Source organism: Nitratireductor sp. ZSWI3 (assembly GCF_024655565.1).
Classification (GTDB): domain Bacteria; phylum Pseudomonadota; class Alphaproteobacteria; order Rhizobiales; family Rhizobiaceae; genus Nitratireductor.
Window position 1 is genome coordinate 85,911 of the sequence record NZ_JANKOF010000002.1, and the last position, 26,830, is coordinate 112,740.

Consider the following 26,830-nt stretch of genomic DNA (forward strand, 5'->3'; position numbering starts at 1 on the left):
CGTCCGAGAGTCGGGAACCGCCGACCTTGTTCGTCCTCAGGCAGCACACACCAATCCGCGAACATCAAGCGCGGCGGCAATCCGCGTGAGGTCGAAAGAAGGAACGTTACGATGAAGGTCACCCAGCATCTCTGGTTCGAGAAGGACATGGAAGCTGCCATCGACTTCTACACGTCTTTGATCCCCGGCTCGTCGGTCCACTGGGTATCGGCCGTGCCCGCCGACAATCCGAGCGGCCCTGCAGGCAGCGTCAGGATCGGCTCCTTCACGCTGGGCGACCAGCGCTACATGGCCATCGAGGCCGGCCCGCTCGATCCATTCAACCACAGTTTCTCGGTCATGGTGGAATGCGAGACCCAGGCCGACATAGATCGCCTCTGGGACGCCTTGAAGGAAGGCGGCTCGATCGAGCAATGCGGCTGGCTGAAGGACCGCTGGGGCCTGTCCTGGCAGATCACGCCAAAGCGGCTCGGCGAGCTCATGAACGACCCCGACCGGGACAAGGCGAAAAGGGTCGCCGAAGCGATGCTCAAGATGGTCAAGCTGGACATAGCCGGGCTGGAGGCGGCCGCTAGAGCGGGATGAGGAAAAGGGAGAAGCGGTTTTCCGCCCGCATCCCGCTCTGACTTTTTGAATCCGATCGCGTTTATGATCTGGAGCATTTTGCAGTCAGGTGGAATCACCTGACGTCCGCACAAATGCGGAGAACATAAGAAGGGGAGCGGTTCACCGTTTCCGTGAAACGGTGAACCGGTCTCAGGACTGAGGGTGACCGGAAAAGGACCCCGCAAGCCTCAGCGCTTGCGCAACCCGTCGACAAAGACGTCGACGAGGCGCAGGGCGGTCGGCTGCCAGTCGACCGTGCCTTGCGAGTAGAAAATGCCGACCAGGGTGCGCAGCAGGTCTTCCGGCGAAATGTCCGAGCGGATCTCGCCCGCCGCCACGGCACGATCGAGCAGCAGGCCGATTGCGCCTGTCATGCGCTCGAACGAATAGGCCTTGAGGTCGGACGAGCCGTGCGCGACGAGCTGCAGAGCCTCGATCATGCCCTTCTTGGTCGCCACGAGGCGGACATTCGCCTGCAGCCATTTCCGCAGCGCCTCGACTGTGTCGGTCTCCTGCGCGAGCTGCTCGGCGAGATCGCCAAGAAGATCGACCTCATGCCGATAGACGGCCTCGAACAGAGCCTCCCGCGTCGGAAAATGCCGGTAGAGCGTGCCGATGCCGACGCCGGCCTCGCGCGCAACGGCTTCCAGGCTTGCCTGCGGGCCGCCGGCGCTGAAGATCTGGGTCGCCGCCTCAAGCAGCCGCTCACGGTTGCGGATCGAATCCGCACGCGGCCGACGGCTGGCTTTTTCACTTTTCGATCCCATTTTCTTCAACAGCGCTCTTTGCCCCTTGATAAACGGAGGCATCCTCCGTATAAATAGTTCGTCACCGGGAAATGCTCACAAACGCATTTTGCCGGTCGGGGCCGACGGACCGTTCGCGTCGATTTCTCTCCGCGCCCTTTCTCCTCAACCGCCCCGGCGGTTCCGATCCATACATCACAATCACTGAATGGGGTACCATATGTCACTCTCCATCAGACTCACGATCAATGGCCAGCCGCGCGACGTCGCGCTGGACGACCCGCGCGTGACGCTGCTCGACCTGCTGCGCGAGCGGCTTCACCTGACCGGCACCAAGAAAGGCTGCGACCGGGGCCAGTGCGGCGCCTGCACCGTCCTGGTGGACGGGCGGCGCATCAACTCATGCCTGGCTCTGGCGGCCAGCATGGATGGAGCGCAGATCACCACCATCGAGGGTCTTGCCGACGGCGAAACGCTGCATCCCGTCCAGGCGACCTTCATCGCGCATGACGGTTTCCAGTGCGGCTATTGCACGCCGGGCCAGATCATGAGCGCCGTCGGCCTCATCAACGAAGGCCGTGCGGGCGACGATCCCGAGCGCATCCGCGAGCTGATGAGCGGCAACATCTGCCGCTGCGGCGCCTACCAGGGCATCACCGAAGCGGTGCTGGAAGCACAGAAGATCCTTTCAGACGACGAAAAGAGGGACGCGGCATGACCCCCTTCGACTATATCCGACCGGCCACCCTGCCGGAGGCGGTGCGGGCCGGATCCGCGCCGGGCTCGGCCTATCTCGCGGCCGGCACGAATCTGCTCGACCTCATGAAGGGCGGCACGCTCAGGCCCGAGCGCATCATCGACATCACCCGTCTGCCTGGTCTCGACCGCATCGACTGGCTTCACGACGGCAGCGTACGGATCGGCGCCCTCGTGCGCAATTCGGACCTTGCCTATGACGACCGTTTCGCGCGGACCTTTCCGGCCGTCGCCGAGGCGCTGCTTTCGGGCGCCTCGGCACAGCTCCGCAACGCGGCGACCGTCGGAGGCAACCTGATGCAGCGCACGCGCTGTGCCTATTTCCACGATCCGGCCAGCGCCTGCAACCGCCGGTCGCCGGGATCGGGCTGCGACGCGCGCGAGGGGGAAAACCGCCTGCACGCCGTGCTCGGCTGGAGCGAACACTGCATCGCCACCCACCCCTCCGATTTCTGCGTGGCGCTGACGGCGCTCGACGCGGTGGCGGAGACAGAAGGCGAGCACGGAACCCGGGAGATCGCCGTCGATGCCCTGCACGCTCTGCCCGGCGCAACGCCGGAACAGGAAACCGCATTGGCACCGGGCGAGCTGATCGTTGCGCTGCGCATTCCCGCCGAAGCCGCCCGCTTCGCGCCCCGCTCACGCTATCTGAAACTGCGTGAGCGCACCTCCTATGCCTTTGCCATCGTCTCGGCGGTGGCTGCGCTGGACGTGCAGGCCGATACCATTCGCGGCGCCCGCATCGCGCTCGGCGGCGTCGCGGCGAAACCCTGGAGGGCGCGGGAGGCGGAGGCCTCGCTGATCGGCGCGGCCGCAACCGCCGAGGCGTTTGCCAGAGCATCCGAACTGGCGCTCGCGGAGGCCCGCCCCTCGGGCGACAACGCCTTCAAGATCGAACTGGCGCGCCGCATCGTGGCGCGCGCCCTGGCCCTCGCACGCGGCGGCACGCCGGAGATCATGCCGGCGCTGCCGGCCTCGCCCTTTTCGACAGTTCCTGGAGCCGACCATGCAGCATGAGACCGCTTCCCCCACTGCCCGCCACCATCGGCATGGCTCGAACGCCGGCCAGCCGCTGACACGTCGTGACGGATTGCTGAAGGTCACCGGCCGCGCAACCTATGCGGCGGACAACCACCCCGACGGCACGCTCTATGCGGTCGTCGCCACGAGCAGCATCGCCAGAGGGCGGGTGCGGTCGCTAAACGTCGAGGCGGCCAAGGCGCACCCCGGTGTCGTCGAGGTCCTCACGCCGGCAAACCGCCCGCCGCTGGCGCATGACCCGGACGAGAAGATGCCCCCCTTCGGCTTCCGCGTGGAGGTGCTGCAGGACGACACGGTGCGTTACGTCAACCAGCCGATCGCGATGGTGATCGCGCAATCCCTCGAGGCTGCGACGGAAGGGGCGGCGTTGCTCGACCCGCGTTACGAGACCGAGCCGGCACGCACCGGACCGTCCAACGGCACGCGTTTCGATCCGCAAGCGATCGGCGTGGGCGCACCGGCGCGTACGGCTCACGGCGATATCGAGGCCGGCCTCGCCGTTGCCGCCCGGGTAACGGAGGCCGAATATGTCACGCCGTCGCAATACCACAATGCGATGGAACCCCACGCGATCGTCGCCCAATGGGACGGCGACCGCGTGACGATCGACATGCCGAACCAGGCTTTGGCGCTGAGCTGTGCCTCCTATGCGGCCTATTTCGGCATACCCGCCGAGAATGTCGTGATCCGCTCCCCCTTCCTCGGTGGCGGCTTCGGCTCCAAGGCCATCCTCAACGGACCGCAGATCCTCGCCATACTGGCCGCGCGCATGCTCGGCCACCCCGTCAAGCTCGCTCTGACCCGGGCGCAGATGTACGGTCCGGTCGGGCATCGCGGCCGCACCTGGCAGAAGCTGCGCCTGGGAACCGACGCGCAGGGGCGCCTCACCGCCCTCCATCATCACGCGCTAGGCGCCACGTCGAGCTTCGACGAGTTCATCGAGCCAGCGGCGAACGCCTCCCTGCCGCTCTACGCGAGCCCTGCCATCCTGGCCGAGCATGAAGGCCTTCGGCTCGACATCGGTACGCCGGGGCCGATGCGCGCACCCGGAGAAGCCTCCGGGTCGGCGGCCCTCGAAGTGGCCATGGATGAAGCAGCCGAGGCGTGCGGGATGGATCCGCTCGATTTCAGGCTTGCCAACTATGCCGAGACGGAGCCCGTCACCGGAAAACCCTTTTCTTCCAAGGCGCTGCGCGAATGCTACGTGGAGGGCGCCAAGCGCTTCGGCTGGTCGGAGCGGCCGCTCGCGCCACGCACGATGCGCGACGAGAACGGCTTTCTGGTCGGCTGGGGCATGGGGACGGCCGTCTTCCCCTGCCCGCATTTTCCCGCCGAGGCGCGTGCCACCCTGCGCGCCGACGACACGGCTCTGGTGGAGACGGGCGGCGTCGATATGGGACAAGGGGCCTGGACGGCGCTCGCCCAGATCGCCGCCGAAGCGCTCGGTCTGGATCCCGATCAGGTGGAGCTCCGTTCCGGCGAATCGACCCTTCCCGACGGCGGCATCGCGGGCGGCTCGGCACACACGGCAAGCGCCGGTATGGCGCTGCACAACGCCGGCGGCAACGCGATCGCACAACTTGCCGAACTGGCCACCGCCGACCCGGAATCGCCGCTCTTCGGCGCCGGCAACATCGGCGTCGTCGCGCAGGCCGGACGGCTTCATCGCCGTGACGACGAACAGCGCGGCGAAACCTATGCCGCGATCCTCGCCCGAGCCGGCCGCACAGAAGTGGTCGGCACGGCCAAATCGACGCGCGATCCGGCGGTTGCGTCCACCCATGCGATGTACTCGCACGGCGCGGTCTTCGCCGAGGTGAAGATCGATCCCGACCTCGGTCAGATCCGGACAACGCGTCTGGTCGGGGCCTTCGCCGCCGGCCGGATCATCAACCCCCGCCTCGTTCGCAGCCAGTATTTCGGCGGCATGATCTGGGGGATTTCCTTCGCGCTGCACGAGGAAGCGATCACCGATCGCCGGACGGGCCGCTTCCTGAATGCCGACCTTGCCGAATATCACGTGCCGGTCAACGCCGACGTTCCCGCACTTGATGCGCTGCTGATCCCGGAGGACGACCCCCATGTCAATGCGATCGGTGTGAAGGGCGTCGGCGAGATCGGCATCACCGGTACCGTGGGGGCGATCGCCAATGCGGTCTGGCACGCGACCGGCACACGCGTCCGGCGATTCCCGATCCGCATGGAAGACCTTCTGGCCGGCTCGAGCGCAGAGTAGAATGACACCCGGCGGAGCCTTGCACGCTCCGCCGGGCACGGTTTCAGCCGCCGCAACGGCGTCTCACCCGCTTTTCCACATTCTCGCGTCGTGACTTTACAGAGCACGGCCTGCGGTGCTAGATGTACCAATAAATCGAGAATCACAGATATATGGAAAAGAAAATCGCCCTTGCCGCTCTGGCGGCGCTCGGTCAGGAAAACCGGCTCGAGATTTTTCGGCTTCTGGTCAAGGCGGGAGCGGAAGGAATCCCCGCAGGCGAGATCGCCGCGCGCCTCGACGCCCTGCAGAACACCACCTCGACCCATTTGAAGATCCTCACCCATGCGGGACTGGTTCGAGCCGAGCGAGAGGGACGCATCATCCGATACTTTGCAGACATGACCGGGTTTCGCGATCTTCTCGCCTATCTGATGGAGGATTGCTGCGACGGCGCGCCGGAACTCTGCCGTCCCGTGATCGAAGCTGTGACCTGTGAGTGTTAGAGGCCTCCAATGAGCGACAATCCGCTGAACGTTCTTTTCCTGTGCACCGGCAATTCGGCCCGGTCGATCCTGGCCGAGGCAATTCTGAACCGGCTGGGCGCCGGCAGGTTCAAGGCCCATTCGGCCGGATCGCAACCCAAGGGCAAAGTTCACCCTTACGCGCTGCAACTGCTCAAGACCCTCAACCACGACACCGCCTTCGCACGCTCGAAGAGTTGGGAGGAGTTCGCCAAGCCTGACGCTCCGAAGATGGACTTCGTCTTCACCGTCTGCGACAACGCCGCCGCCGAAGCCTGCCCGATCTGGCCCGGCCAACCGATGACGGCGCATTGGGGCATCCCCGATCCAGCGGCCGCCGAAGGCACCGAGGCGGAGAAGCACTATGCCTTCTCCGACGCCTACCGGATGCTGCACAACCGGATCTCCATTTTCACCAGCCTGCCGCTCGCCTCTCTCGACCGGCTGGCGCTGCAACGGCATTTGAACGAGATCGGCAACGCGGCGCCCAAGGCCGACTGAAACCGACGAGGCAAGGACAACCATGACCGATCACGCCATCGAAGCCGGGAGTGCCGCTCCCGCAGGCATCGGCTTTTTCGAAAAATACCTCACGGTCTGGGTGGCGCTCTGCATCGTTGCCGGGATTGCGCTCGGCCACGCGCTGCCCGGCCTGTTCGGCATCATCGCCGCCGCCGAGCTGGCTCAGGTCAACTTTCCGGTCGCCGTGCTGATCTGGCTGATGATCGTGCCGATGCTGCTCAAGGTCGACTTCGCCTCGCTGGCCCGGGTCGGCAATTATTGGCGCGGTATCAGCATCACGCTGCTGATCAACTGGGCGGTCAAGCCATTCTCCATGGCCGTGCTCGGCTGGCTGTTCGTCGGCTGGCTGTTCCGCCCGCTCCTGCCGGCCGACCAGATCGATTCCTACATCGCCGGCCTCATCATCCTCGCGGCGGCGCCCTGCACCGCCATGGTCTTCGTCTGGTCGAACCTCACCCGCGGCGAGCCGAATTTCACGCTCTCCCAGGTAGCGCTCAACGACGTGATCATGATCGTCGCCTTCGCGCCCATCGTCGGCCTGCTGCTCGGACTTTCGGCGATCACCGTGCCCTGGCAGACGCTGTTTCTGTCCGTGGTGCTCTACATCGTCCTGCCCGTCATCGTGGCGCAGATGCTGCGCAGGAGGCTGCTGGCGACTGGCGGCCAGGCGGGTCTCGACCGGTTCCTCACCAAGGTACAACCCCTTTCGCTGATGGCGCTGTTGGCCACATTGGTGCTGCTCTTCGGCTTCCAGGGCGAGCAGATCATCGCCCAGCCTCTGGTGATCGCCCTTCTCGCGGTGCCGATCCTCATCCAGGTCTATTTCAATTCCGGGCTCGCCTATCTTCTCAATCGCCTGTCGGGTGAGCAGCATTGCGTGGCCGGTCCTTCGGCGCTCATTGGCGCATCGAACTTCTTCGAGCTTGCCGTGGCGGCTGCGATCGCACTGTTCGGCTTGAATTCCGGTGCCGCCCTCGCCACCGTGGTGGGCGTGCTCGTAGAGGTGCCGGTCATGCTTTCGGTGGTGTGGATCGTAAAGCGCAGCAAGGGGTGGTATGAGCGCGGCGGGAGGATCCTGTGACGATAACCATCTACCACAATCCGGCCTGCGGCACCTCGCGCAACACGCTGGCGATGATCCGCCAGTCCGGCGAGGAACCGGAGGTGATCGAGTATCTGAAGACGCCGCCGTCGCGCGAAAAGCTCCTCGAGCTCATCGCCGCGATGGGCATTGCGCCCCGCGACCTTCTGCGCCGAAAGGGCACGCCCTATGACGAGCTCGAGCTAGACGATCCGAAATGGTCGGACGACCAGCTCATCGACTTCATGCTCGAACACCCGCTTCTGATCAACCGACCGATCGTCGTCACGCCACTGGGCACGAAGCTGTGCCGGCCTTCCGAGACGGTGCTGGACATCCTGCCCAATCCGCATATCGGCCCCTTCACCAAGGACGATGGCGAAGTGGTCATCGACGCGGACGGCCGGCGGTCCGTCTAGGTAGTGGACTCATAAGCACGCATCCATAGTCGTGCTGATGCGAGAGCTACGGCTGCGAGGAAGTTTCTTGCGAGCTTGTCGTAGCGTGTGGCGACCCTGCGAAAGTGTTTGAGCTTGCAGAAGAAGCGCTCGACGAGGTTGCGCTGGCGGTAAAGGCTTGGATCGACAGACCTTTGGACCCTGCGATCGCGTTGGGTCGGAATGTGTGCCTTTCCGCCGCGCTCGCTGACCAGATCGATCAGGTGCTGCCAGTCATAACCGCGGTCGGCGACGACGATTGCGGCGGCCGGAAGGGCTCGTAGCAGGTCGGGTGCGGTGGCTTTGTCGGAAGCCTGCCCTGCCGTGAGCGCGAGGCGGACTGGCAATCCCTTCTCGTCGACGACGACATGGATCTTGCTGGTCAGTCCTCCACGAGAACGGCCGATGGCGTGATCCGGACCCCCTTTTTACCGCCGGCGGCATGCTGGTGAGCGCGGACGATGGAACTGTCGATCAACTGCATCGATTGTGGCGAGGCCGCCGCCAAAGCCTCGAAAACCCGCAACCAAACGCCTGCCTTGGCCCATCGATTGTAGCGATTATAGGCTGTCGTATAGGGGCCATAGCGTTCGGGCAGGTCGCGCCAGGGCGAGCCCGTTCTCAGGATGTAGAAAATCCCGTTCAGGACGCGCCGGTCGTCCGCGCGCGCAACACCGCGCGGCTTGTTGGGAAGCAGCGGCGCTATCAGCGCCCACTCCCGGTCCGTGAGATCGAAACGTGCCATCCAAAGCTCCTCCTCAAGGAGCTTGAATCACGAGCCAGTCTCAAATGGAATCCCATTTATGGGTACAGAACCTAGACCGGTTCATCGTTTCATGAAAACGTGGTCAGCCCACTGCAAAATGCTCTGGATCCTGAAAAACTGAGCGGGACCTACAGCCGCCGCCTACGGGCTCGCCTGATCCTTCGGTTGGCGCCGGCCGGACATGCCCAGAACGACCGTGCTCAGCACCGACCGCATCTCGGCCGGATGCACCGGCTTGGCCAGGATCGGGATCGACGGATCACCGAGCTCGGCCCGCACCCGGGTTTCGTCGTGACCGGTCATGACGATTGCCGGCACATCCTCCCGGGCCAGCTTGCGCACCAGCGCGATGCAATCGGCGCCCGTTCGCTTGCCGCCCAGGTCGAAATCCGTGACCAGCACATCGCACCCGTCCACCGTCGCCGGCGGCGCGGTCTCGGCCCGCACCGTGCAGCCCCACTTCTCGAGCAGCGTCGCCGTCGCCAGCAACACATCCTGATCGTCTTCCACCAGAAGCACGCGCAAGCCGTTCATGACGGACGGCAACGGCACGTCCTTGCGTGGCGCCGGGGTCGCCGGCGCCGGCACGATCTCCAGCCCTTCGATGCTCACCGTGGTTCCGCGCCCCTGGACCGATCGCATGCCCACGGTGAGATTCATGAGCCGGCCGAGCCTCAACACGATCGGCAGCCCCAGCCCGACCCCCTCCACGTCGCGGTCGCCCTTCTCGCGGATCTGGTAGAACTCCTCGAAGACATGCGGCAGGTGCACCTCGGCAATGCCCTCGCCCTGGTCGTGAACCGTGATCGCCAGCTTGCCGCCTCGCCGGCGGCAACCGAGCAGCACCTTGCGGCCGGGAGCATATTTGAAGGCGTTGCTCAGGATGTTCTGGATCATCGTCGTCAGCAGCACGTCGTCCGCGAGGACATGGTGCGCGCAGGGCACGACCCGCAGCGACACCTTGGCCCATTCGGCCGCCCGCGAATTCTGCTGCGCGATGTCCTCGAGCAACTTGCCGATCGCCACGGGCTTCACGCTGGGTTGGACCTTGCCGCTGTCGAGCGTGGAGATATCGAGCAACGAACGGAACAGCCGCGAAACGCTGTGCAGCGAGCGGTCGATCTTCTCCACCATCGAGCGCTCTTCGGCGCCGAGGCCCGCATCTTGCAGGCAGGCGATGTACAAGCTGATCGCATGGATCGGCTGGCGCAGATCGTGGCTCGCCTGGGCGAGAAACCTGGACTTGGCCAGATTGGCTTCCAGCGCCGTGTTGTACACCGCCTGCAGCCGCGCCAGCAGGCCGAAGATGTAGGCCGGCACGAGAATCGCGGTGATGGCGAGCGTCACCACCATGAACGGATTGGCTTGCCAGTACGCGTTGAACATCCATGTCACGACGAGGGAGGCGAGCGCACAACCGGTGGCCGCCACCAGATAGCGCAAGCCGAACCGAAGCCCGTTCCCGACCGTCACCCAAAGCACGAGCGCCCAAACCGGCAGCGTGTAGGCTCCCCCCATGGCCAGGACGAACGTCATCGCCAGATAGTCGTTGACCATCGCGAAGACGCGGCGACCGAAATTGTAGCCCGGTCGCTTGATCGTCCTCAGGAGCAGGATCCACGACGCCGGAATGTAGATTGCGGCATAGGCCGATATGACCAGGATCGTGAATGTCGCGTCCTGATCGCCGAGCAGCAGCGCCACGATCAGGCACAGCAGCGTCAGCGGGCCATTGACAACACGTGTGACCGCCTGCCCCCGCTCGGCATCATAATCTTCGCTCGTGCTGCCCGTGAGCAGCAAGGTCAGTCGTTCGATCAGAGACACTATGGGGGTCTCTCTCCCCGCCGCGGTCACCGCTATGCTCATGGGGTGTCCTCTGTTGGATCGCCCCTTTATGGCATGACCGCGCCGGCCGCGACGCATAATCTTCACAAGCCGATGCACAGGTTCGAAAGGTCACAGCGGCGCCTTTTGCGCATCCGAATGGACGCGCGTGGCTGAAACGTTCGCTATTGCGTCAGGACGATCGTGCGGTCGAGCGCCGCCGCAAAACCCTTCAGCGAAACGGAAAACGGCACTTCCTTCTGAGCATCGCTGGCATAGGTGCCGATCTTCAGTCTTTCGCTCGCGCGCAGCGCCTTTGTCGTCTCCTCCGTGAAGATCAGGGGGAGGATGCATCCGACGGGCAGACAGGTTTGAAAATGAGAGGGTTTTCCGGGCGGCAGATCGTCGATGCTGAAGGTCGCGCCCTTCTTGAGATCGAGACCGAAAGGCAGCACGAGCGAGCCTCTCAGTCCGCCGTCATCGGAAGGCGTCAGCTCGATGGCCAGAACCCGCTGCCCGTCCTTCTGGATCTGCCGCTGGGTGAATGCGCAGCGGCGCTTCTCGCCCTGCCCCACGCAGGCAACCGTCCAGTCGTCGTAGGTTTCCGACAGGGAGGATGGCGCATCGGACGATTGGGTTTCGGCTTGCGCCAAAGCGGCAGTGGCGGCGAAAAAGATCGCCGCCACTGCCACAGACATGTTGCGGGGCATCATCAGAAGCGAATGCCCAGTCTCGCGTCGAGCCCGTTGGTGCCCGAGCCCGACCCGAACTCGCCATTGTAGGTTATGCCGAGCGTGGCCGCCTCGGTCACCTTCATGTCGAGGCCGAGCTGGAGCACGACCGTGTCTTCGGCGATGGGAACCCCCGTGACCGCATAGGCCTCGCTGCCGGCGAAGGCGAATTGCGAGGACGGCGCGACATCACCAAACGCGTGGCGCCAGCCCACCGTTCCGCTGGCGGTCGCCTGGATTCCGCCGAGCATGAAATCGGAGGACGCCCGCAGACCCAGCGTGGTGAAGGTCGTGTCGAGCGTTTCGCCCGTGCTGGTGAGGGCGGCGGCCCCGCCCTTTTCCGCAAAACCGTCGGTGCGCAGGTTCACATGGGCCAGATTGGCGAAGGGCTCGAAGGATGCGACCGCGCTGTCCAACCGGTAACCGAGTTCTCCATAGGCCTGGAAGGTGCCGGCATCGTAATCGGCGGTCAGCCGTTCGCTGAAGCCGGGAAAGGCCACCGAGCGGTTGGTCGAGAGCTTGTGCCACGTGTAGGTGAGCCCCGAGCGGAACGACAGGGCGCCCCACTGCGAACCGCCGTAAAGGCCGAGGTGGTAATTGTCGCTGTCGCCTGAAGATGCACGCGCATCGGCGTCGAATGTCGAGCGGCTGTATCCGGCAAGAAGGCCTGCCCGCCAGTTTCCGAGCGGGGCGTCGATGCCCGTTATGAAGCCGCCTGTCGAGATATCCAGTCCTGCCGCGTTGGCGTCGCCGTCAATATCGCTCCACGAGCCAAAAGCCTGCCCCCAGCCGACCACGCCCGGTGCAGCCGCGCCTTCGAGCTTTGGCCCATCCTCGCCATAGGCAAGAACCGGCAGGCTTGCGGTGGCAACGTCGCCGAAGGCGGCCCGGATGCGGCCATTGGCGGCATCCCGAACGTGCTGGCTGCCCAGGATCAGCGCGGTCTGGGCCGAGGCGTGAACCTCGCCGGAGAGCTGCTCGAAAGCATTCCGGGCTTCCTCGGCGCTCAACAACAGCAGCCTGTTGTAGAGCTGCAGCGACGAGCCGCTCTGCTCCAGCGTGTTGAGCGCGACAGCCACATTGCGCTGGTTGTCGGTTTCGGCAACGCGGTCGAAGAGGCCCGTGCCGGGTCCGCCGGGGTCACCAGGCCCGCCAGGGTCACCGGGTCCACCGGGGTCTCCGGGACCACCCGGGTCACCGGGTCCGCCAGGGTCTCCGGGGCCACCCGGGTCTCCGGGTCCACCGGGGTCTCCGGGACCACCCGGGTCACCGGGTCCGCCGGGATCTCCGGGTCCGCCAGGATCGCCGGGGCCACCGGGATCGCCGGGCCCGCCCGGATCCAGCACGGCGATCGTCAGATCGACTGCATTTGTGCCGTGGACGAGATCGACATCAAGGAAGGCCGACTTCGAGATCGCCTCGGCGAACTCACCGGAAATCCCCTTCTCGGCGGTCAGGATCGTATAGGTCTGGCCGTTCTGGTAGCTCGTGTTGGAATCGAGAGCCGTGACCTCGACATTGACGCCGCTGCCGATCGTCACCTTGCCGCCATTGTCGAAGATATCGAGCGAGGATTCGTAGCCGATGTCCTTGACGACGATCTTATCGCTCGTGCCATCGCCGAGGACGTCCACCTCGTAAACCGAATTGTCGTGGAACGCGAGCGATCCCATGACGGTCAATGTGCCGGCCGAATTATCACCCGGCGCAATGCGCGCATTCCGCTCGAGCAGGACGGATCCGACGGTTCCCGATCCACCGAGCTTGCCGAAAAGAGCCGGATCGCGGCCGGCATTCGATTCCGCTCCCCAGACGTCGATGCGGTTCGAATAGCGGGCGAGCGTTTCCCCGGAGCTTTCGACCTCATAGATGCGGCCGACGGTGCCGTCGACGATCAGCGTGCCGCTCTTGACCTGGAAAGTGGTCTTGGTCTCCCTGTCCGCGCGCGCGTCGAGATCCGTCGTGTCCATGTCGCTCTTGAGCACAAGCCGCGCATCGGCGCCGTCGACGACGACGGCGCGACTATTGCTTCGCGTCGTGTAGAACTCGGACAGGTCGCCATCGATGATCGTCTCTCCGGAATAGCTTTCGATGAAGCCATCGCCCGAGAGCGTGTTGGCGAAGACGTGGCCGGTATCGGTGTGATTGAAGTACAGGCCGGCATCATCGAGAAGGATCGTCGCATCGGCATTGAGAGAGCCGGCGGCGTTCGGGTCTCCCATGACCAGCCAGCCATCGTCGCTCTCCTTCGCGCCGCCGATGATCAGCGCGTTGCGGAGATTGAACTGGCCGCCAACCTCCAGATGCCCGCCGTCGCTGAGCGCCACCCGTCCATTTGCGTTGAAGTTGCCGGAAACATCGAACACGCTGTCCTGGCCATCGACCGAGAGATAGGCAAGGAGCCCAACGCCGGCCGCGTCGGCGCTCACCGTGCCGCCGCTCTCGACACGCACGCCACCTTGCGAGGAGATCGCCAGGACCGGCGTTTCCAACAAGCCGCCGTTGGAGACCGTGATGTAGCCCGTGTTGAAAGCGCCTTCGAGATCGACGCGCTCATCGACATGCAGCACGGAGCCCGCACCGGTGATGGTCGTGTTCTCGCCGAGCTTCAGGGTTTTCGTTTCGACCCTGCCTCCCGCCTCGATGGCAAAGCCGTTGCGGTTTGTCATCGCGCCGGTGTTGAGCCACCTGGACCCCTCGCCGCTGACCACGACCGAATTGCCCTGCCCGCCGAGGGAGACGGTATTGGTGGAGATGAGCCCCCCTTCCCTGATGGCGATGGGATCGACGATCGCCGTACTGCTGCTCAGGCCGTGGAGTTCGTCGGCTTGCAGCACGGAGCCCGCGCCCGAGACGACGATGCGGGATTCGCCGCCATAGCCGACCGCATTGCTGATGCGGACCCGCTCGGCGAAAACCTTGCCGCCGTTCTCGACGATGAGGGTGCCGTTGCCATTGCCGATGCCGGTGGCACCAATGCCGAGCACGCCGGCATAGGCGATGGGAGCATCCCCGCTGAGATGCCATTCCGCCCCCGGGCCGGAGACCCTGACCGTGCCCGTGCGGGGCATATCGCGGCTGCCGCCGAGGCCGATAAAGCCCGCACCGCTATAGACCTTCGTGCCGACGATCGACAATTCGGCAGGCACGCCGTTCACCGTGCCGACCGTCAGCTCGCCATTGATGGCGTGCTGATCCGTCCAGGTCACCGAGCCCTGGTCGAGCGTGCAGTCGGTGACGGTTGGATTGCTTCCAAGCCGCGTGTCGCAGACGACCTGAGCTTGCGCTTCGCCAAGGCCGACCGCAGCCATCGCCGAAAGCGCGAATCCCAATCCGGTGCAGCCAAGAGCCGTGGAGCTGCGGAGCCATCTCTTGAGCTCGAAAAATTTCCTTTTATGAATCAATGAAATGCTCCCACAACAAATGCTGAAACCGACAAAGCGTCATCGAGCGTCGAGCCGAATGCCCGATTGCTCGTTGGCGCACATTCAGCATGCGAAGGAGATTTTGGCCATTAGCACAGATGCACTATCGGCCTGCCCGAATGGCTTGAAAACCTTCAAACCTGCAGTACCGGCAAGAATTCATCGACCCGACTGTTGTCCCCAACATCGGCTGTGCTCACGGTAATCTTTTGAAGAATATCGCGGCATGGCCGGAGCCGCCTGCGAAGAGACGTTGCCCCGGATCTTTGCTTGAAGCGCCTGGCGCTCCGTCAGCTCACGGCCGCGAATTTTTCCACGAGATCGGTCGGCCCGGAGACGATGAGAAGATCGCCATGCTCGACCACCGTTTCGGGCGTCGCGTAGGTGAAATCCGCCCGCGCCCGCTTCACGCCCACCACGGTGATGCCGTATTTGGTTCTGACGCCGGATTCCTCCAGAGACTTGCCAGCCGCCTCACGCGGCGCCCGCGTCTTGGCGATGGCGAAGCCGTCGTCGAATTCGATGAAATCGATCATTTTGCCGGTGACGAGATGCGCCACGCGCTCGCCCATGGCGGCTTCCGGATAGACGACGTGATGCGCGCCGGTCCGCTCCAGGATGCGGCCGTGGCGCGGGTTCACGGCCTTCGCCCAGACATCCGGCACCCCGAGTTCGGAAAGCGCCAGCACCGTCAGCACGCTCGCCTCGATATCGCTGCCGATGCCGACCACGGCGCGGGCATAATCCTGCACGCCGAGGCGGCGCAGCGCATCGCTGTTGCTGCTGTCGGCCTCCACGACATGGGTGAGACGGCTGGCCCAGCTCTGAACGAGTTCCGCATTCTCGTCGATGGCGAGAACGTCGTGGCCCAGACGGACGAGAGATTGCGCGACGGCGCTGCCGAAGCGGCCGAGACCGATGACGACGACGCCATTGTCATTGTGCGGTTTGTTCTTAGCCAACGATCGGGCGCTCCTCTGGATAGCGATAGGGAACATAGCGCTCTTGCAGGGCAAGCGCGCTGGCGAGCGTGATGGTGCCGACGCGGCCGACGAACATCAGCACGATGATCGTCAACTGCCCCGAGGTGGGAAGGTCTGCGGTAATGCCTGTGGACAGGCCAACGGTGGCGAAGGCCGAGACCACCTCGAAGACGACGTCCTGCAAGGGAAAGCTGGTCACGCTGAGAAGGATGAGCACGCCGGCGCTGACCATCCCGGCAGCCAGAAGCACGACGGTCAATGCCTGGCGCTGGACGTGAGTGCCGATGCGGCGGTTGAACGCCGTCGTGTCGTTCCGCCCGCGGATTTCGGCCCACACCACGAAGCCGAGCAGAAAGAAGGTGGTGACCTTGATGCCGCCGGCCGTCCCCGCGCTGCCGCCGCCGATCAGCATCAGCGCATAGGTCACGGCGAGCGTCTCGATGCGCATGCTCCCCACATCGATGCTGTTGAAGCCGGCGGTCCTCGCCATCACCGAATGGCTGGCGGCGTTCATGAGCTTTCCCGGCCAGTCGAAGGCACCGAGGGTCGCCGGGTTGGTCCATTCATAAGCGGCTGTCGCAGCAAGGCCGAGGGCCAGCAGGAAGGCCGTGCCGAGAAGCGTGATCTTGGTGTGGACCGACCAGCGGGCAGGCTTCCGGATTCCTTGCCGAAGCTCGAAGAGCACGGGAAAACCCAGCCCTCCGATCACCACGGCCGCCATGATCGGGATCAGCATCGCCGGATCGAGGGCAAAGCCGGAAAGACTGTCGGAATAAGTGGAAAAGCCGGCATTGTTGAATGCCGAGACCGCCTGAAACAATCCATGCCATGCCGCCTCGCCCCAGGCATTGTCGTAGACAAGGCGCAGCCGCAGGGCGAGCACCGCCGCCGTCAACAGCTCGACCGTGACCGTCACGATCACGATGAGACGGAGTATTCCCGTCACGTCGCCGAGCGACAGGCTCTTGGTCTCGGCCTGGGCGACCAGGCGACTTGAAAGCTTGAGCCTTCGGGTGACGAGAAGGCCGAGCAGCGTGGCGCCCGTCATGATTCCCAACCCGCCCACTTGGAACAGCGCGAGAATGACGCCCTGGCCGAAGGCCGACCAATAGGTCGGTGTGTCCTGGACGATGAGGCCGGTGACGCAGACCGCAGACGTCGCGGTGAACAACGCCGTCAGGAAGGGCGCGCTGTCCGGGCCGCTGCGAGACGCCGGCAGCATCAGCAGCACGGTGCCGATGAGGATTGCGATCAGGAAAGCCAGCGGCACCAGCCGCGCAGGATGCTGAATCGGATGTCGCAATGCGTTTCCCTGACTTTCCAGGAAGTGAGGAGACCAGACAGACTTGGTACCTGCCGTACAGCATTGGCATGCACTTGGTCCAGATCAAGGGAGCGTGCGCGCCGATGGCAACGATGCGCCCGACGACCTCGTACCCTCACGTCGTCTACCGGCCCGAACGCGCCCTCCTCCGCCGCCTCGTCGCCTTCCGGGACTGGCTTCTCGAAGAAGCCGCGCAGCTTCGCCGCAGCGCCCCCTCAGGCTCACCGCGCAGTGGCGCATGTTGAGCAGGCCTTCCCGAATCAGGGCGCCTGATCTGCGTTGACGGCAAAGCGCAGGACCATTTTCACCACGTGCTCGCGCAAGGTCTCCTGCCCCCCGGCGCTGTAAAGGCGGTCTCCGAATATGAGGGAGAAGGTCGCGCGGTTGGATACATTGAAGAAGCTGAGCGCGCTTATCTGCCAGTGGAGTTCGAGCGGATCGACGTCCTCGCGGAAAACGCCCGCCTCCTTGCCGCGCCTGCAGATCGCCTGCAGCTTCTCAACGGCGCCAGCGTTGAGGCTGCCGATCAGGTCCGACTGACTGATATAGGCACCGTGGTGGATGTTCTCGATCATCACCAGGCGGATGAAGTCGGGATTGCTGTTGTGGTGATCGAAGGTGAACTCGACAAGACGCCTGAGCGCCTCCACCGGTGGCAGATGCTCGAGATCGAGGTCGCGCTCGCCCTCGCGCACTTTACCATAGGCTTCCTCCAGCACACGGCGGTAGAGCCCGTCCTTGTCGCCGAAATAGTAATAGATCATGCGCTTCGAAGTGCGCGTCTTGGCTGCGATCTCGTCCATGCGCGCGCCTGACAGGCCGTTGGCGGCGAATTCCGACGTCGCGACCGCGAGGATGTTCGACTGCACGCCGGCGGGGTCCTGCTTCCAGCCACCACGGCTGATGGTTTTCTGTGGTTCCAGGTTCAACTCGCCCATGCACGCATTCTCCTTGCTCCGATGGTTCTTATACGAATTAACCGGTTCGTTCAAAGCTCTTGACTGAATTAACTGGATAGTACAAATTTGCGATCCTTGGCGCGCTTGAGGAGGAATGGCGCAGCCATGAGGGAGGATCGGATTTGAAGTCAGCTGCGGTCACCGCTGAACCCGCGCAAATGACGCTACCGCCGCGCAGCAGCGTGCTGGTCGGCCTCATCGGCCGCGGGATACAGCTTTCACGCACGCCCGCCATGCACGAAGCGGAGGGACGTGCCCAGGGCATAGCTTACGTCTACCGGCTGATAGACGCCGATCTCATGGACGATCCGGCCCCCTCGATCTCGCAGATCGTCCGCTTCGCCGAACATTTCGGGTTTTCCGGGTTCAACGTCACGTTCCCCTACAAGCAGGAGATCCTGCCGCTTCTCGACAAACTGTCGGACGCAGCGCAGGTGGTCGGCGCGGTCAACACGGTGGTGCTGAACGACGGGCGGCGTTTCGGTCACAACACCGATTGCTGGGGCTTTATGGAAAGCTTCCGGCGGGGCATGGCGGGCGCTCCCCTCGACCGCGTGGTTCAGTTCGGGGCCGGTGGCGCAGGGGCCGCTGTTGCCTATGCCCTCGTCAAGCTGGGCGTGAAGGAGCTTGCGGTGGTCGATTCCGAAGCCGGACGGGCTGAACGCCTGGCAGAGCGCCTGAATGTCGCCATCGGTGGCTCGGTCCGTGCGGAAACGGACGTTCAGGCAGCCGTCGCCGCCGCCGATGGGCTGGTCAACGCGACACCTGTCGGAATGGCGCAATATCCCGGCATGCCCTTTCCCGAAGATCTTCTGACATCCCACCACTGGGTGGCCGAGATCGTCTACTTTCCGAGAGAGACGCAGCTTCTGCGCCATGCTCGTCGCCTCGGGTGCAAGGTTCTTCCGGGGGTGGGCATGGCGATCGGGCAGGCCGCCCGCGCCTTCGAGCTTTTCACGGGACGAACGACGGACATAGCCGCCATGGCCAAGCATTTCGAGGCAGCGGCATGAGCCAATCATCGCAAAAGGGAGGAAAGCATGAACATCACCATCGGTCGCCGCCGGTTCATCATGGGAGCTGGCGTTCTCGCCGCATCCGCCGCCTTTCCGGCACTGGCGCAGGACAAGCCGAAGCTCCGTTTCTCCGCTGTGTTCTCGGAACAGGATATCCGCGCGGAGATGATGCGGAAATTCGCCGACGCGATCGCCGACGACTTCACCTTTGAAGGCTACTACGGCGGCAATCTGTTCAAGCAAGGTACCGAGCTCGTCGCGCTGCAGCGCGGCAATCTCGAGATGGGCAACATTGCGCCGCAGGACATCTCCAAGCAGATCCCGGCCTGGTCGATCGTGACCGCCGGCTATCTGTTCCGGGACGCGGCTCATGTGAAGACCTTCTTCAACAGCGAGTCCGGCGCCGAGTTGAAGAAAATGGCCGAGGATCAGCTTGGCGTGAAGATCCTGGGGCCGACCTATTTCGGCGTGCGCCAGGTCGGCCTCAAGCCGGAAAAGGAAATCCGCACCCCGGCCGATCTCGCCGGAGTGAAGCTGCGCATGCCCCCGGGAGACGCGTGGCAATTCCTTGGCGAGGCGCTTGGCGCCAACCCCACGCCGATGGCTTACGCCGAAGTCTACACTGGCCTGCAGACCGGCGCGATCGACGGGCAGGATAATCCGCTACCGAATGTCGAGAACATGAAGTTCTACGAGGTCATGTCGCAGATCGTGCTGACCTCGCACCTCGTCGGCTTCGACCTGCTGACCGTTTCGAAGAAGGTTTGGGACGAAATGGATGCGGACGCCCAGGCCCGCTTCCAGGCGGCGGCGGACGAGGCCATCGACTTCTCCACGGAAAAGCATCTGACGCGCGAGGCCGAGCTGGCCGACTCCTTCAAGGAGAAGGGCGTCAAGATCTACGAGCCTGACCGGGAGGCCTTCCGCGAGCACGTGCAGCAGAAATACCTTGCCTCCGACCTGGCCAAGGACTGGCCGGAAGGTATGGTCGAGAAGATCAACGCCCTTTGAGTGTCCCGCCGCCGCCGGCACGCCGGCGGCGGGCAGGCACCACACGTTCAGCAGGAATGGACCGCATGCCATCCACAACAAGGGTCGGTCTTTGGCTCTACCGCCGGGGAGAAAACCTTCTGGCGCTCATGCTCGGCGCCATGTTTCTCGCATTCCTGCTGCAGGTCCTGTTCCGGTACGTGCTCAACCTGCCTGTAGGATGGACCAACGAGCTCAGCTCCATGCTTTGGATCTGGCTCGTTCTCTTCGGCGCCGCCTTTGTCGTGCGTGAAGAGGAGGAGATCCGGTTTGACCTGCTTTACATCTCGGCAGAGCCGCGGCTTCGCCGCATCATGTTCCTGCTCTCGGCGGTGGTCCTGCTGTTCCTCTACGGATATTCCTTTCCGGCGGTCGTCGACTACGTCACTTTCATGAAGGTGGAGAAAAGCTCCTATCTCAAGCTGCGCTTCGACTGGGTCTTCTCCATCTACATCGTCTTCGTGCTGGCGGTAATCGCCCGATACATCTGGCTGTCCTGGAAGGCGCTCACCGGCCGGGATGTCGATGGGGGCGACCCGACGAAGGCGGGCTCCGGCGTATGAATGTCGCCAGCCCATTCTCCCTGTCGCTCGTGGCCATAACCGCGCTCGCCTTTTTGGGCCTGCCGATCGGCCACGCCATGATCGCCGGTTCCATTCTCTATCTGATGCTTGCCGGCCTGGACATGGGAACCGTCGCCGAGCAGCTGCTGAACGGCATGTATTTCAACTACATCATCCTCGCCGTGCCGCTGTTCATCCTTGCCGCCGAGCTGATGAACATCGGCTCGATGACCGACCGCCTCATGGTTTTCTGCAACGCGGTGGTCGGCCGGTTTCGTGGTGGGCTGGCATACGTCAACATCCTTCAGTCGATCATCTTCGCGGGCATGTCGGGCTCGGCGATCGCGGATGCCGCCGGAACCGGCAAGATGATGCAACTGCTGATGACGAAGGATCGGAAATATCCGCCGAGCTATGCCGCAGCCCTTACGGCGGCGACAGCGGTGATCGGGCCCATCATCCCGCCTTCGATCCCCATGATCATCTACGCGCTCGTTTCCGATGCATCGATCGGATACCTGTTCCTCGCCGGCGTCGTGCCGGGGCTGCTGATGGCCCTGTCGCAAATGGTCATCGTGTCGTTCGATGCGCGCAGAAAGGGATTTCCCGTCGAGCCTCCCACGCCGCTGCGGGCCCTGCCGGGCATCACCTGGCGGGCGCTGCCGACGCTGATGATGCCCGTCGTCCTGCTCGGCGGCATCTATTCCGGCATCACCACGCCGACGGAGGCGGCGGCCATCGCCGCGGCTTACGCCCTTCTCGTGTCGAGTATTCTCTATCGCAGCGTGAGCTTCGGAGCGTTCTACCGGTCGGTGCTGTCGAGCGCGCGCACATCGGCATCCATCGGCATGCTGATCGCCGGTGCGCTGGTCTTCAACTACGTCGTCACGGTGGAGAACATCCCGCAGGCGCTGAGCGCATTCCTGACCGCCCGCGACCTTTCCCCGACCGGCTTCCTGATCATCGTCAACATCGTTCTCCTGCTGCTCGGCTGCCTGCTGGAGGGCACGACCATCCTTCTGGTCGTGGTGCCGGTGCTCATCCCCACGGCGCGAGCGCTCGGGATCGACATGGTCCATTTCGGCGTCATGGTCGTCGTCAACATCATGCTCGGCCTCATCACCCCGCCCTACGGCCTGCTGCTCTTCGTCATGACGCGGATCGCCGACGTGCCCTTGCGCCAGATCGTGCGCGACGTGCTTCCGTTCCTGTGGGCCATGGTGGGCGCGCTCGGCCTCATCACCTTCTTCCCCGATCTCGTGCTGTGGCTGCCGAGACTGCTCGGATACAGCGGCTGACCGCCGGAAAGGTAGACGACAATGACCAGCAAGCCGATCTTCATCCTCAACGGGCCGAACCTTAACCGTCTCGGCAAACGCGAGCCGGAAATCTACGGCACGACGACGCTTGCCGAAGTCGAGGCGATGTGCCGCGAGGCGGCGGGCGACAGGCCGGTGCGGTTCCATCAGTCGAATGCCGAGCACCAGCTTGTCGACTGGATCCACGAGGCGATCGACGAAGGTGCGGGCATTCTCATCAATCCGGCAGGCCTGAGCTTCAGGTCCATCCCGCTGCTCGACGCGCTGAAGATGTTTCCCGGTCCGATTGTCGAGTTCCACATCTCGAAAATCCACCGGCGCGAGGAGATCTATCACCGCTCGCTCGTCTCCACAGCAGCCACCGCTGTGCTGGCCGGGCTGGGACCGAGCGGCTACGCGCTCGCCGTGAAGGCGTTGATCGGCATGGTCCGGGAGGGTGAGACATGAAGACGTCGATCGCCACCGTTTCGATCAGCGGCGACCTGCGCGAGAAGCTGGCGGCGATCGCGGCCGCCGGTTTCGACGGTGTGGAGATTTTCGAGAACGATTTTCTGGCTTTCGACGGCACGCCCGCCGAAGTGGGCCGCATGATCCGCGATCACGGCCTGGAGATCACGCTTTTCCAACCTTTCCGCGATTTCGAGGGCCTGCCGGAGCCGCAACGCTCACGTGCCTTCGACCGGGCCGAGCGCAAGTTCGACCTGATGGCCGAGCTCGGCACCGACCTGATGCTCGTCTGCTCCAACGTATCGCCGGCGGCCCTTGGCGGCATCGACCGTGCGGCCGCCGATTTCCACGAACTTGGCGAGCGCGCCGCGAAGCGGGGCTTGAGGGTCGGCTACGAGGCCCTCGCCTGGGGGCGCCACATCAACGATCATCGCGATGCGTGGGAGATCGTGAGACGAGCCGACCACCCCAACATCGGCCTTATTCTCGATTCCTTCCACACGCTGGCGCGCAAGCTCGACGTCGAGACGATCCGCGCCATCCCCGGCGACCGCATCTTCATCGTGCAGCTCGCGGACGCGCCCTACATGGAGATGGACCTGCTCTCCTGGAGCCGGCACTACCGCAACATGCCGGGCCAGGGCGACCTGCCGGTGATCGATTTCATGCGTGCGGTGGCAGCCACCGGCTACGATGGGCCGCTCTCGCTTGAAATCTTCAACGACCAGTTCCGCGGCGGCTCGCCCAGGTCGATCGCGGTGGATGGCAAGCGGGCGCTTCTGAACCTGATGGACCAGGTCCGCCACGCCGACCCTGAGGCGATCGCGATCGACGTGCCCGACATGCCCGAGCGGATCCCGGTGGAGGGGGTGGAATTTGTCGAGTTCGCTGCCAATGACGAAGAAGCCGGCGAGCTGGGCCAGCTGCTTTCGACCATGGGCTTTGCGCCGCAGGCAAAGCATCGCAACAAGGATGTGGTGCTCTGGCGACAGGGGCCTGCCGCGTCCGGCATCAACATCGTCATCAACACGGAGCACGAGGGCTTCGCCCATTCCTCCTATCTCGTCCATGGCACGAACGCCTATGCGTTCGGCATCCGTGTCGACGACGCGCAGGCGACTGTGGCGCGTGCCCGCGCGCTCGGGGCCGAACTCTTCGAGCAGAAGCGCGGGCCGGGCGAGCTGGCCATTCCCGCCATCCGCGGTGTCGGCGGCGGCGTGATCTATTTCATCGACAGAAGCAGCGAGCTTTCGCGCGTCTGGGACATCGACTTCGCGCCGCTCCCCAAGCGCAAGGTGGCCGACGCGGGCCTCGTCGCGATCGACCACATCGCACAGACGATGAATTATGAGGAGATGCTGACCTGGATCCTGTTTTACACGGCGATCTTCCGCACCCGGAAATCGCCGATGGTGGACGTGGTCGACCCCGGCGGGCTGGTGCGCAGCCAGGTCATAGAAAGCGAAAACGGCGCGCTAAGGCTCACCCTCAACGGCGCCGAGAGCCGCAGAACGCTGGCCGGTCATTTCATCGCCGAAAGCTTCGGCTCGTCCGTACAGCACCTTGCCTTCGCTAGCCGGAACATCTTTGCGAGCGCGGCGGCGATGCGGAAGCACGGCTTCCGCCCGCTGGAGATCTCCCCGAACTACTATGACGACCTGGAGGCGCGGTTCGGCATCGATGCGGCTCTGTCTCGCCGGCTGCGGTCGCACAACATCCTGTATGACCGGGACGAAGCCGGCGAATATTTCCAGCTTTACAGCACCAATTACGGCGAGGGCTTCTTCTTCGAGGTGGTCGAGCGCCGCGGTAACTATCGCGGCTACGGCGCCGCCAACGCACCCTTCCGCATCGCCGCGCAGAAGCGGCAGCTGAGACCAACCGGGATGCCGAAAAGCTGACGCCGCCGGCGCGCTGCCAAGTGCTGGCGATCCTCAAAGCCCGAGTTCGCAGAGACCTGGATGGTCGGCCGGCCGCGGGCCCTGCGGCCAGTGGAACTTCCGGTCCGCCTCCTTGATGGGAAGGTCATTGATGCTGGCAAAGCGCACCTGCATCAATCCCTGCGGATCGAACTCCCAGTTCTCGTTGCCGTAGGAGCGGAACCAGTTGCCGGCATCGTCGTGCCATTCATAGGCGAAGCGCACAGCGATCCGGTTTTCTGCGAAAGCCCACAGCTCCTTGATGAGGCGGTAGTCGAGCTCGCGCGCCCATTTGCGGGTCAGGAATGCGACGATCTGCGCCCGACCAGCCGGAAACTCGGCGCGGTTCCGCCAGTGGCTGTCGGGCGTGTAGGCGAGCGCGATGCGCTCGGGGTCGCGGGTGTTCCAGGCGTCCTCCGCCATGCGGACCTTCTGAATGACCGTTTCGCGTGTGAACGGCGGGAAAGGCGGCCGGCTTTCACTGGTGACTGGCTGTGACATGTCTCATTCCTTGTGGATAGCTAGGGTGGCTCGCTCCTCACGCATCGAGGACGAGCGGCGCTCCGTCCGGATGCGAGGCTTCCGGCACGGCGCGACAGAGCAGGATCTGTCCGGCGGTGGTTTCCGCGCCCGGCGGTTCCAGATGCGTCGCCTCACCCGACAGGAGACCGGTGAGACAGGTGCCGCAAGTGCCGGCCCGGCAGCTCGTGTCCGGAAACACCCCGGCAGCCTCCGCCAGCTCGAGCAGCGTACCGGCGCCCGGTTGCCAGACGGCTTCGACATTCGATCGCCGGAAGCGGACCGCCACGCTGCCACGGGCCGGCGCCTGCACGCCGGCATCCTGTCTCTTCAGGAGCGAAGCCGAACCGAAAGCTTCCGCGTGGATCCGTGTCTCCGCGACGTTCAGCCCGCGCAGGCCTTGGTGGAGATCGTGCATGAAGCTCGCCGGTCCGCACAGATAGAAGTCGTAATCGTCGAACGGAAGAATGCGTTTGAGCAGTTCGACGTCGAGACGTCCCTCGATCTCGAAGTCGCGCTCCTTTTTTACGCCGGCAGCCGAGCTCAGGAGCCTGATCAGCCGGAAGGAGCCTTCGGCGCCGGCGGCGATCTCCGCCAGTTCGTCGCTGAAGGCACGGTCCTGCCTGTCATGCGCCGCGTAGAAGAACCAGGCTTGACGCAGCCGTTCGATGCGCCGGCCCTCGAAGAGAAGATGCCGCGCCATTGCCAGGAGGGGCGTGACCCCGATGCCGCCCGCCAGGAACACCACCGGGCGGCGCGCGGTTGCATCCATCGTGAACCGCCCCGAAGGGCCACGCACCTCGACCAGATCGCCTGGCCGAAGAGCGTGCACCGCCCGCGAGGCCGGCCCCTGCCGCTTCACGCTAATGCGCAAATGAGGATCCGACGGCGCGGTCGATATCGTGTAGGTGAGGATGCCGGCCGCATGACCTTTTTTGGACGGCAGCCTCAGGCGCAGATGCTGACCGGCCTTGTGCATCGGCGCGCCGTGCCCGTCTGCCGGCGCGAGGTGGAACGACCGGACGCTGCAGCTCTCCTCCACCACGCGATCGATGCGGAACGGCCGCCACTGATCCGCGAATTCGGCTGTCTTCAACCGGGCTTCCGCCTGCGCCCACGATCCGGTCATGCGGGAGAATGGCGACAGCCCATCCTCGTGCCCGCTCCATCTGAGCCTGGTCGCCGCGGCGCGGTAGACGATCCGGCGCGGCCGGAAGGTCCACAGACGCTCGCTCCCCTGAAAGGCATCGGTCTGCGGGCCCTCCAGAACCACCTGGGCATCGCCTGCAAGCTGCAGAAGGTCTCCGGTTTCAAAGTCGATGAACAGCAATCCTGCCTTGCCGTTTTTCAGGATGTTGCCCAGCGTGTTGAAGTGATGGTTTCCGGCGAAGTCCGGGATGCTCAGGCAGCCGTTCTCGTCGATACGAACGAAGCCGGGCTTGCCGCCGCGATGGGAAACATCGACCTGTCGCTCGCCGTTCTCGAGATCGACGTAGCTCGCAACGAAGAATGTGTCGGCGGCCAGGATGATCTCGCGCGCCCGCCGATCGAGCCGTCGCGACTCCACCGCCTGGGGAGGCGGACCGGCAACCTCCGGCACGAAGCGGAAATCGCGGAGCTGGATGTATTTCGGGCAGTTGCCGAAACTGTGCTCCACCCTCACCGTAAAGCCTTCCGGCCCGCTTCTGGCAAGGCGACCGTTCATGCGGTTGCGGCGGCGGGTGTGAAGCTCGATGCCGAGCAGACCGAGGCTGGCGCCGTCTTCCATGCCGGTGTCGGCGGGGTCGGCCGCCTCGCGCGCCGCACGCACTCGAAGACTCTTCGCATCGGGCGACCCCACGAAACCGGGATCGCCCGTCGCCAGCGTTGCCCAGACGTCCCCCACAGGGTCCACCGCGCCGATGAGAATGAACGGCAATTGGGCGAAGAACGCGCGGTGCTGGTCGGGCATGTGGTCGCGGACGACCCTGCGCCCGACCGCATCCATCCTTTCGGCGGCGCCGATGTGCCGCTGCAATTCCAGTTCGCCTTCATGAAACGGCGAAGCCGGCTTCTCGACCTGATCAGGAGCCATG

The 26,830-nt window shown here is 64.4% G+C and carries 24 protein-coding genes; 14 read left to right on the forward strand and 10 right to left on the reverse strand.

Annotation, left to right across the window (positions count from 1 at the left end; all coding sequences use genetic code 11):
- Positions 1 to 111: 111 nt before the first annotated feature.
- Positions 112 to 585, forward strand: coding sequence for a VOC family protein (locus tag NUU27_RS01640; protein ID WP_257760303.1), 474 nt, complete (start codon positions 112 to 114; stop codon positions 583 to 585).
- A 209-nt stretch (positions 586 to 794) separates the two neighbouring features.
- On the opposite strand, the gene NUU27_RS01645 is transcribed toward NUU27_RS01640, so the two are convergent.
- Entirely contained in the window at positions 795 to 1,373 is a 579-nt protein-coding gene (locus NUU27_RS01645; RefSeq protein WP_257760304.1) for a TetR/AcrR family transcriptional regulator, read from the reverse strand.
- A gap of 199 nt (positions 1,374 to 1,572) precedes the next feature.
- Here NUU27_RS01645 and NUU27_RS01650 point away from each other — a divergent pair, with 199 nt between their 5' ends.
- The 7 genes from NUU27_RS01650 (at position 1,573) to arsC (ending at position 7,910) form a co-directional block, all read left to right on the forward strand.
- A complete protein-coding gene (locus NUU27_RS01650; protein ID WP_257760305.1) occupies positions 1,573 to 2,070 on the forward strand; it encodes a (2Fe-2S)-binding protein in 498 nt (165 codons plus the stop codon).
- Positions 2,067 to 3,125 carry a xanthine dehydrogenase family protein subunit M gene (locus NUU27_RS01655; protein ID WP_257760306.1) on the forward strand — a complete coding sequence of 353 codons (1,059 nt, stop codon included), beginning with the start codon at positions 2,067 to 2,069 and terminating at the stop codon, positions 3,123 to 3,125. Before NUU27_RS01650 ends, NUU27_RS01655 begins: the two co-directional genes overlap by 4 nt.
- Positions 3,115 to 5,385, forward strand: coding sequence for a xanthine dehydrogenase family protein molybdopterin-binding subunit (locus NUU27_RS01660; RefSeq protein WP_257760307.1), 2,271 nt, complete (start codon positions 3,115 to 3,117; stop codon positions 5,383 to 5,385). Before NUU27_RS01655 ends, NUU27_RS01660 begins: the two co-directional genes overlap by 11 nt.
- A 152-nt stretch (positions 5,386 to 5,537) precedes the next feature.
- Positions 5,538 to 5,870: a helix-turn-helix transcriptional regulator gene (locus tag NUU27_RS01665; RefSeq protein ID WP_257760308.1), complete on the forward strand. Its 333-nt coding sequence runs from the start codon at positions 5,538 to 5,540 to the stop codon at positions 5,868 to 5,870.
- Between the two features lie 9 nt (positions 5,871 to 5,879).
- Positions 5,880 to 6,389 carry an arsenate reductase ArsC gene (locus NUU27_RS01670; protein ID WP_257760309.1) on the forward strand — a complete coding sequence of 170 codons (510 nt, stop codon included), beginning with the start codon at positions 5,880 to 5,882 and terminating at the stop codon, positions 6,387 to 6,389.
- A 67-nt stretch (positions 6,390 to 6,456) separates the two neighbouring features.
- A complete protein-coding gene (gene arsB / locus NUU27_RS01675; RefSeq protein ID WP_257760344.1) occupies positions 6,457 to 7,491 on the forward strand; it encodes an ACR3 family arsenite efflux transporter in 1,035 nt (344 codons plus the stop codon).
- A complete protein-coding gene (gene arsC / locus NUU27_RS01680; protein WP_257760310.1) occupies positions 7,488 to 7,910 on the forward strand; it encodes an arsenate reductase (glutaredoxin) in 423 nt (140 codons plus the stop codon). Before arsB ends, arsC begins: the two co-directional genes overlap by 4 nt.
- On the opposite strand, the gene NUU27_RS01685 is transcribed toward arsC, so the two are convergent.
- From NUU27_RS01685 to NUU27_RS01715, 7 genes are all read right to left on the reverse strand, one after another.
- Positions 7,907 to 8,673 (reverse strand): IS5 family transposase gene (locus tag NUU27_RS01685; RefSeq protein WP_257760311.1). Its coding sequence is split into 2 segments (ribosomal slippage): positions 7,907 to 8,349 and positions 8,349 to 8,673, totalling 768 coding nucleotides; the frame shifts between segments, so codons are not numbered across the junction. The two genes, arsC and NUU27_RS01685, sit on opposite strands and share 4 nt — an antisense overlap.
- Before the next feature lie 162 nt (positions 8,674 to 8,835).
- A complete protein-coding gene (locus NUU27_RS01690) occupies positions 8,836 to 10,563 on the reverse strand; it encodes a hybrid sensor histidine kinase/response regulator (protein ID WP_257760312.1) in 1,728 nt (575 codons plus the stop codon).
- 143 nt (positions 10,564 to 10,706) lie between these two features.
- Entirely contained in the window at positions 10,707 to 11,219 is a 513-nt protein-coding gene (locus NUU27_RS01695) for an invasion associated locus B family protein (protein ID WP_257760313.1), read from the reverse strand.
- Between the two features lie 14 nt (positions 11,220 to 11,233).
- Positions 11,234 to 14,584: an autotransporter domain-containing protein gene (locus NUU27_RS01700; RefSeq protein ID WP_257760314.1), complete on the reverse strand. Its 3,351-nt coding sequence runs from the start codon at positions 14,582 to 14,584 to the stop codon at positions 11,234 to 11,236.
- 383 nt (positions 14,585 to 14,967) lie between these two features.
- A complete protein-coding gene (locus NUU27_RS01705; RefSeq protein WP_257760315.1) occupies positions 14,968 to 15,639 on the reverse strand; it encodes a TrkA family potassium uptake protein in 672 nt (223 codons plus the stop codon).
- Entirely contained in the window at positions 15,632 to 16,963 is a 1,332-nt protein-coding gene (locus NUU27_RS01710) for a TrkH family potassium uptake protein (protein WP_257760316.1), read from the reverse strand. Before NUU27_RS01710 ends, NUU27_RS01705 begins: the two co-directional genes overlap by 8 nt.
- Before the next feature lie 281 nt (positions 16,964 to 17,244).
- Entirely contained in the window at positions 17,245 to 17,922 is a 678-nt protein-coding gene (locus NUU27_RS01715; protein WP_257760317.1) for a TetR/AcrR family transcriptional regulator, read from the reverse strand.
- Between the two features lie 179 nt (positions 17,923 to 18,101).
- On the opposite strand from NUU27_RS01715, the gene NUU27_RS01720 reads away from it, so the two are divergent.
- The 6 genes from NUU27_RS01720 (at position 18,102) to NUU27_RS01745 (ending at position 24,218) form a co-directional block, all read left to right on the forward strand.
- The gene (locus NUU27_RS01720) at positions 18,102 to 18,956 is read left to right on the forward strand and encodes a shikimate dehydrogenase (protein WP_257760345.1); all 855 of its coding nucleotides are present in this window, start codon (positions 18,102 to 18,104) and stop codon (positions 18,954 to 18,956) included.
- Between the two features lie 27 nt (positions 18,957 to 18,983).
- Complete coding sequence (locus NUU27_RS01725; protein WP_257760318.1) at positions 18,984 to 19,970, forward strand: sialic acid TRAP transporter substrate-binding protein SiaP; 987 nt, start codon at positions 18,984 to 18,986, stop codon at positions 19,968 to 19,970.
- Between the two features lie 65 nt (positions 19,971 to 20,035).
- Positions 20,036 to 20,551 (forward strand): TRAP transporter small permease, encoded by a 516-nt coding sequence (locus tag NUU27_RS01730; protein ID WP_257760319.1) that lies wholly within the window; start codon positions 20,036 to 20,038, stop codon positions 20,549 to 20,551.
- Positions 20,548 to 21,849: a TRAP transporter large permease gene (locus tag NUU27_RS01735; protein ID WP_257760320.1), complete on the forward strand. Its 1,302-nt coding sequence runs from the start codon at positions 20,548 to 20,550 to the stop codon at positions 21,847 to 21,849. Before NUU27_RS01730 ends, NUU27_RS01735 begins: the two co-directional genes overlap by 4 nt.
- 21 nt (positions 21,850 to 21,870) lie before the next feature.
- Positions 21,871 to 22,317, forward strand: coding sequence for a type II 3-dehydroquinate dehydratase (locus NUU27_RS01740; RefSeq protein ID WP_257760321.1), 447 nt, complete (start codon positions 21,871 to 21,873; stop codon positions 22,315 to 22,317).
- Positions 22,314 to 24,218, forward strand: a complete 1,905-nt coding sequence (locus NUU27_RS01745; protein WP_257760322.1) for a bifunctional sugar phosphate isomerase/epimerase/4-hydroxyphenylpyruvate dioxygenase family protein — start codon at positions 22,314 to 22,316, stop codon at positions 24,216 to 24,218. Before NUU27_RS01740 ends, NUU27_RS01745 begins: the two co-directional genes overlap by 4 nt.
- Before the next feature lie 33 nt (positions 24,219 to 24,251).
- On the opposite strand, the gene NUU27_RS01750 is transcribed toward NUU27_RS01745, so the two are convergent.
- Together NUU27_RS01750 and NUU27_RS01755 are read right to left on the reverse strand one after the other, a co-directional pair.
- On the reverse strand, positions 24,252 to 24,737 hold the full coding sequence (locus NUU27_RS01750) for a nuclear transport factor 2 family protein (RefSeq protein ID WP_257760323.1): 486 nt from the start codon (positions 24,735 to 24,737) through the stop codon (positions 24,252 to 24,254).
- A 37-nt stretch (positions 24,738 to 24,774) separates the two neighbouring features.
- On the reverse strand, positions 24,775 to 26,829 hold the full coding sequence (locus NUU27_RS01755; protein WP_257760324.1) for an FAD-binding oxidoreductase: 2,055 nt from the start codon (positions 26,827 to 26,829) through the stop codon (positions 24,775 to 24,777).
- Position 26,830: the final 1 nt, after the last annotated feature.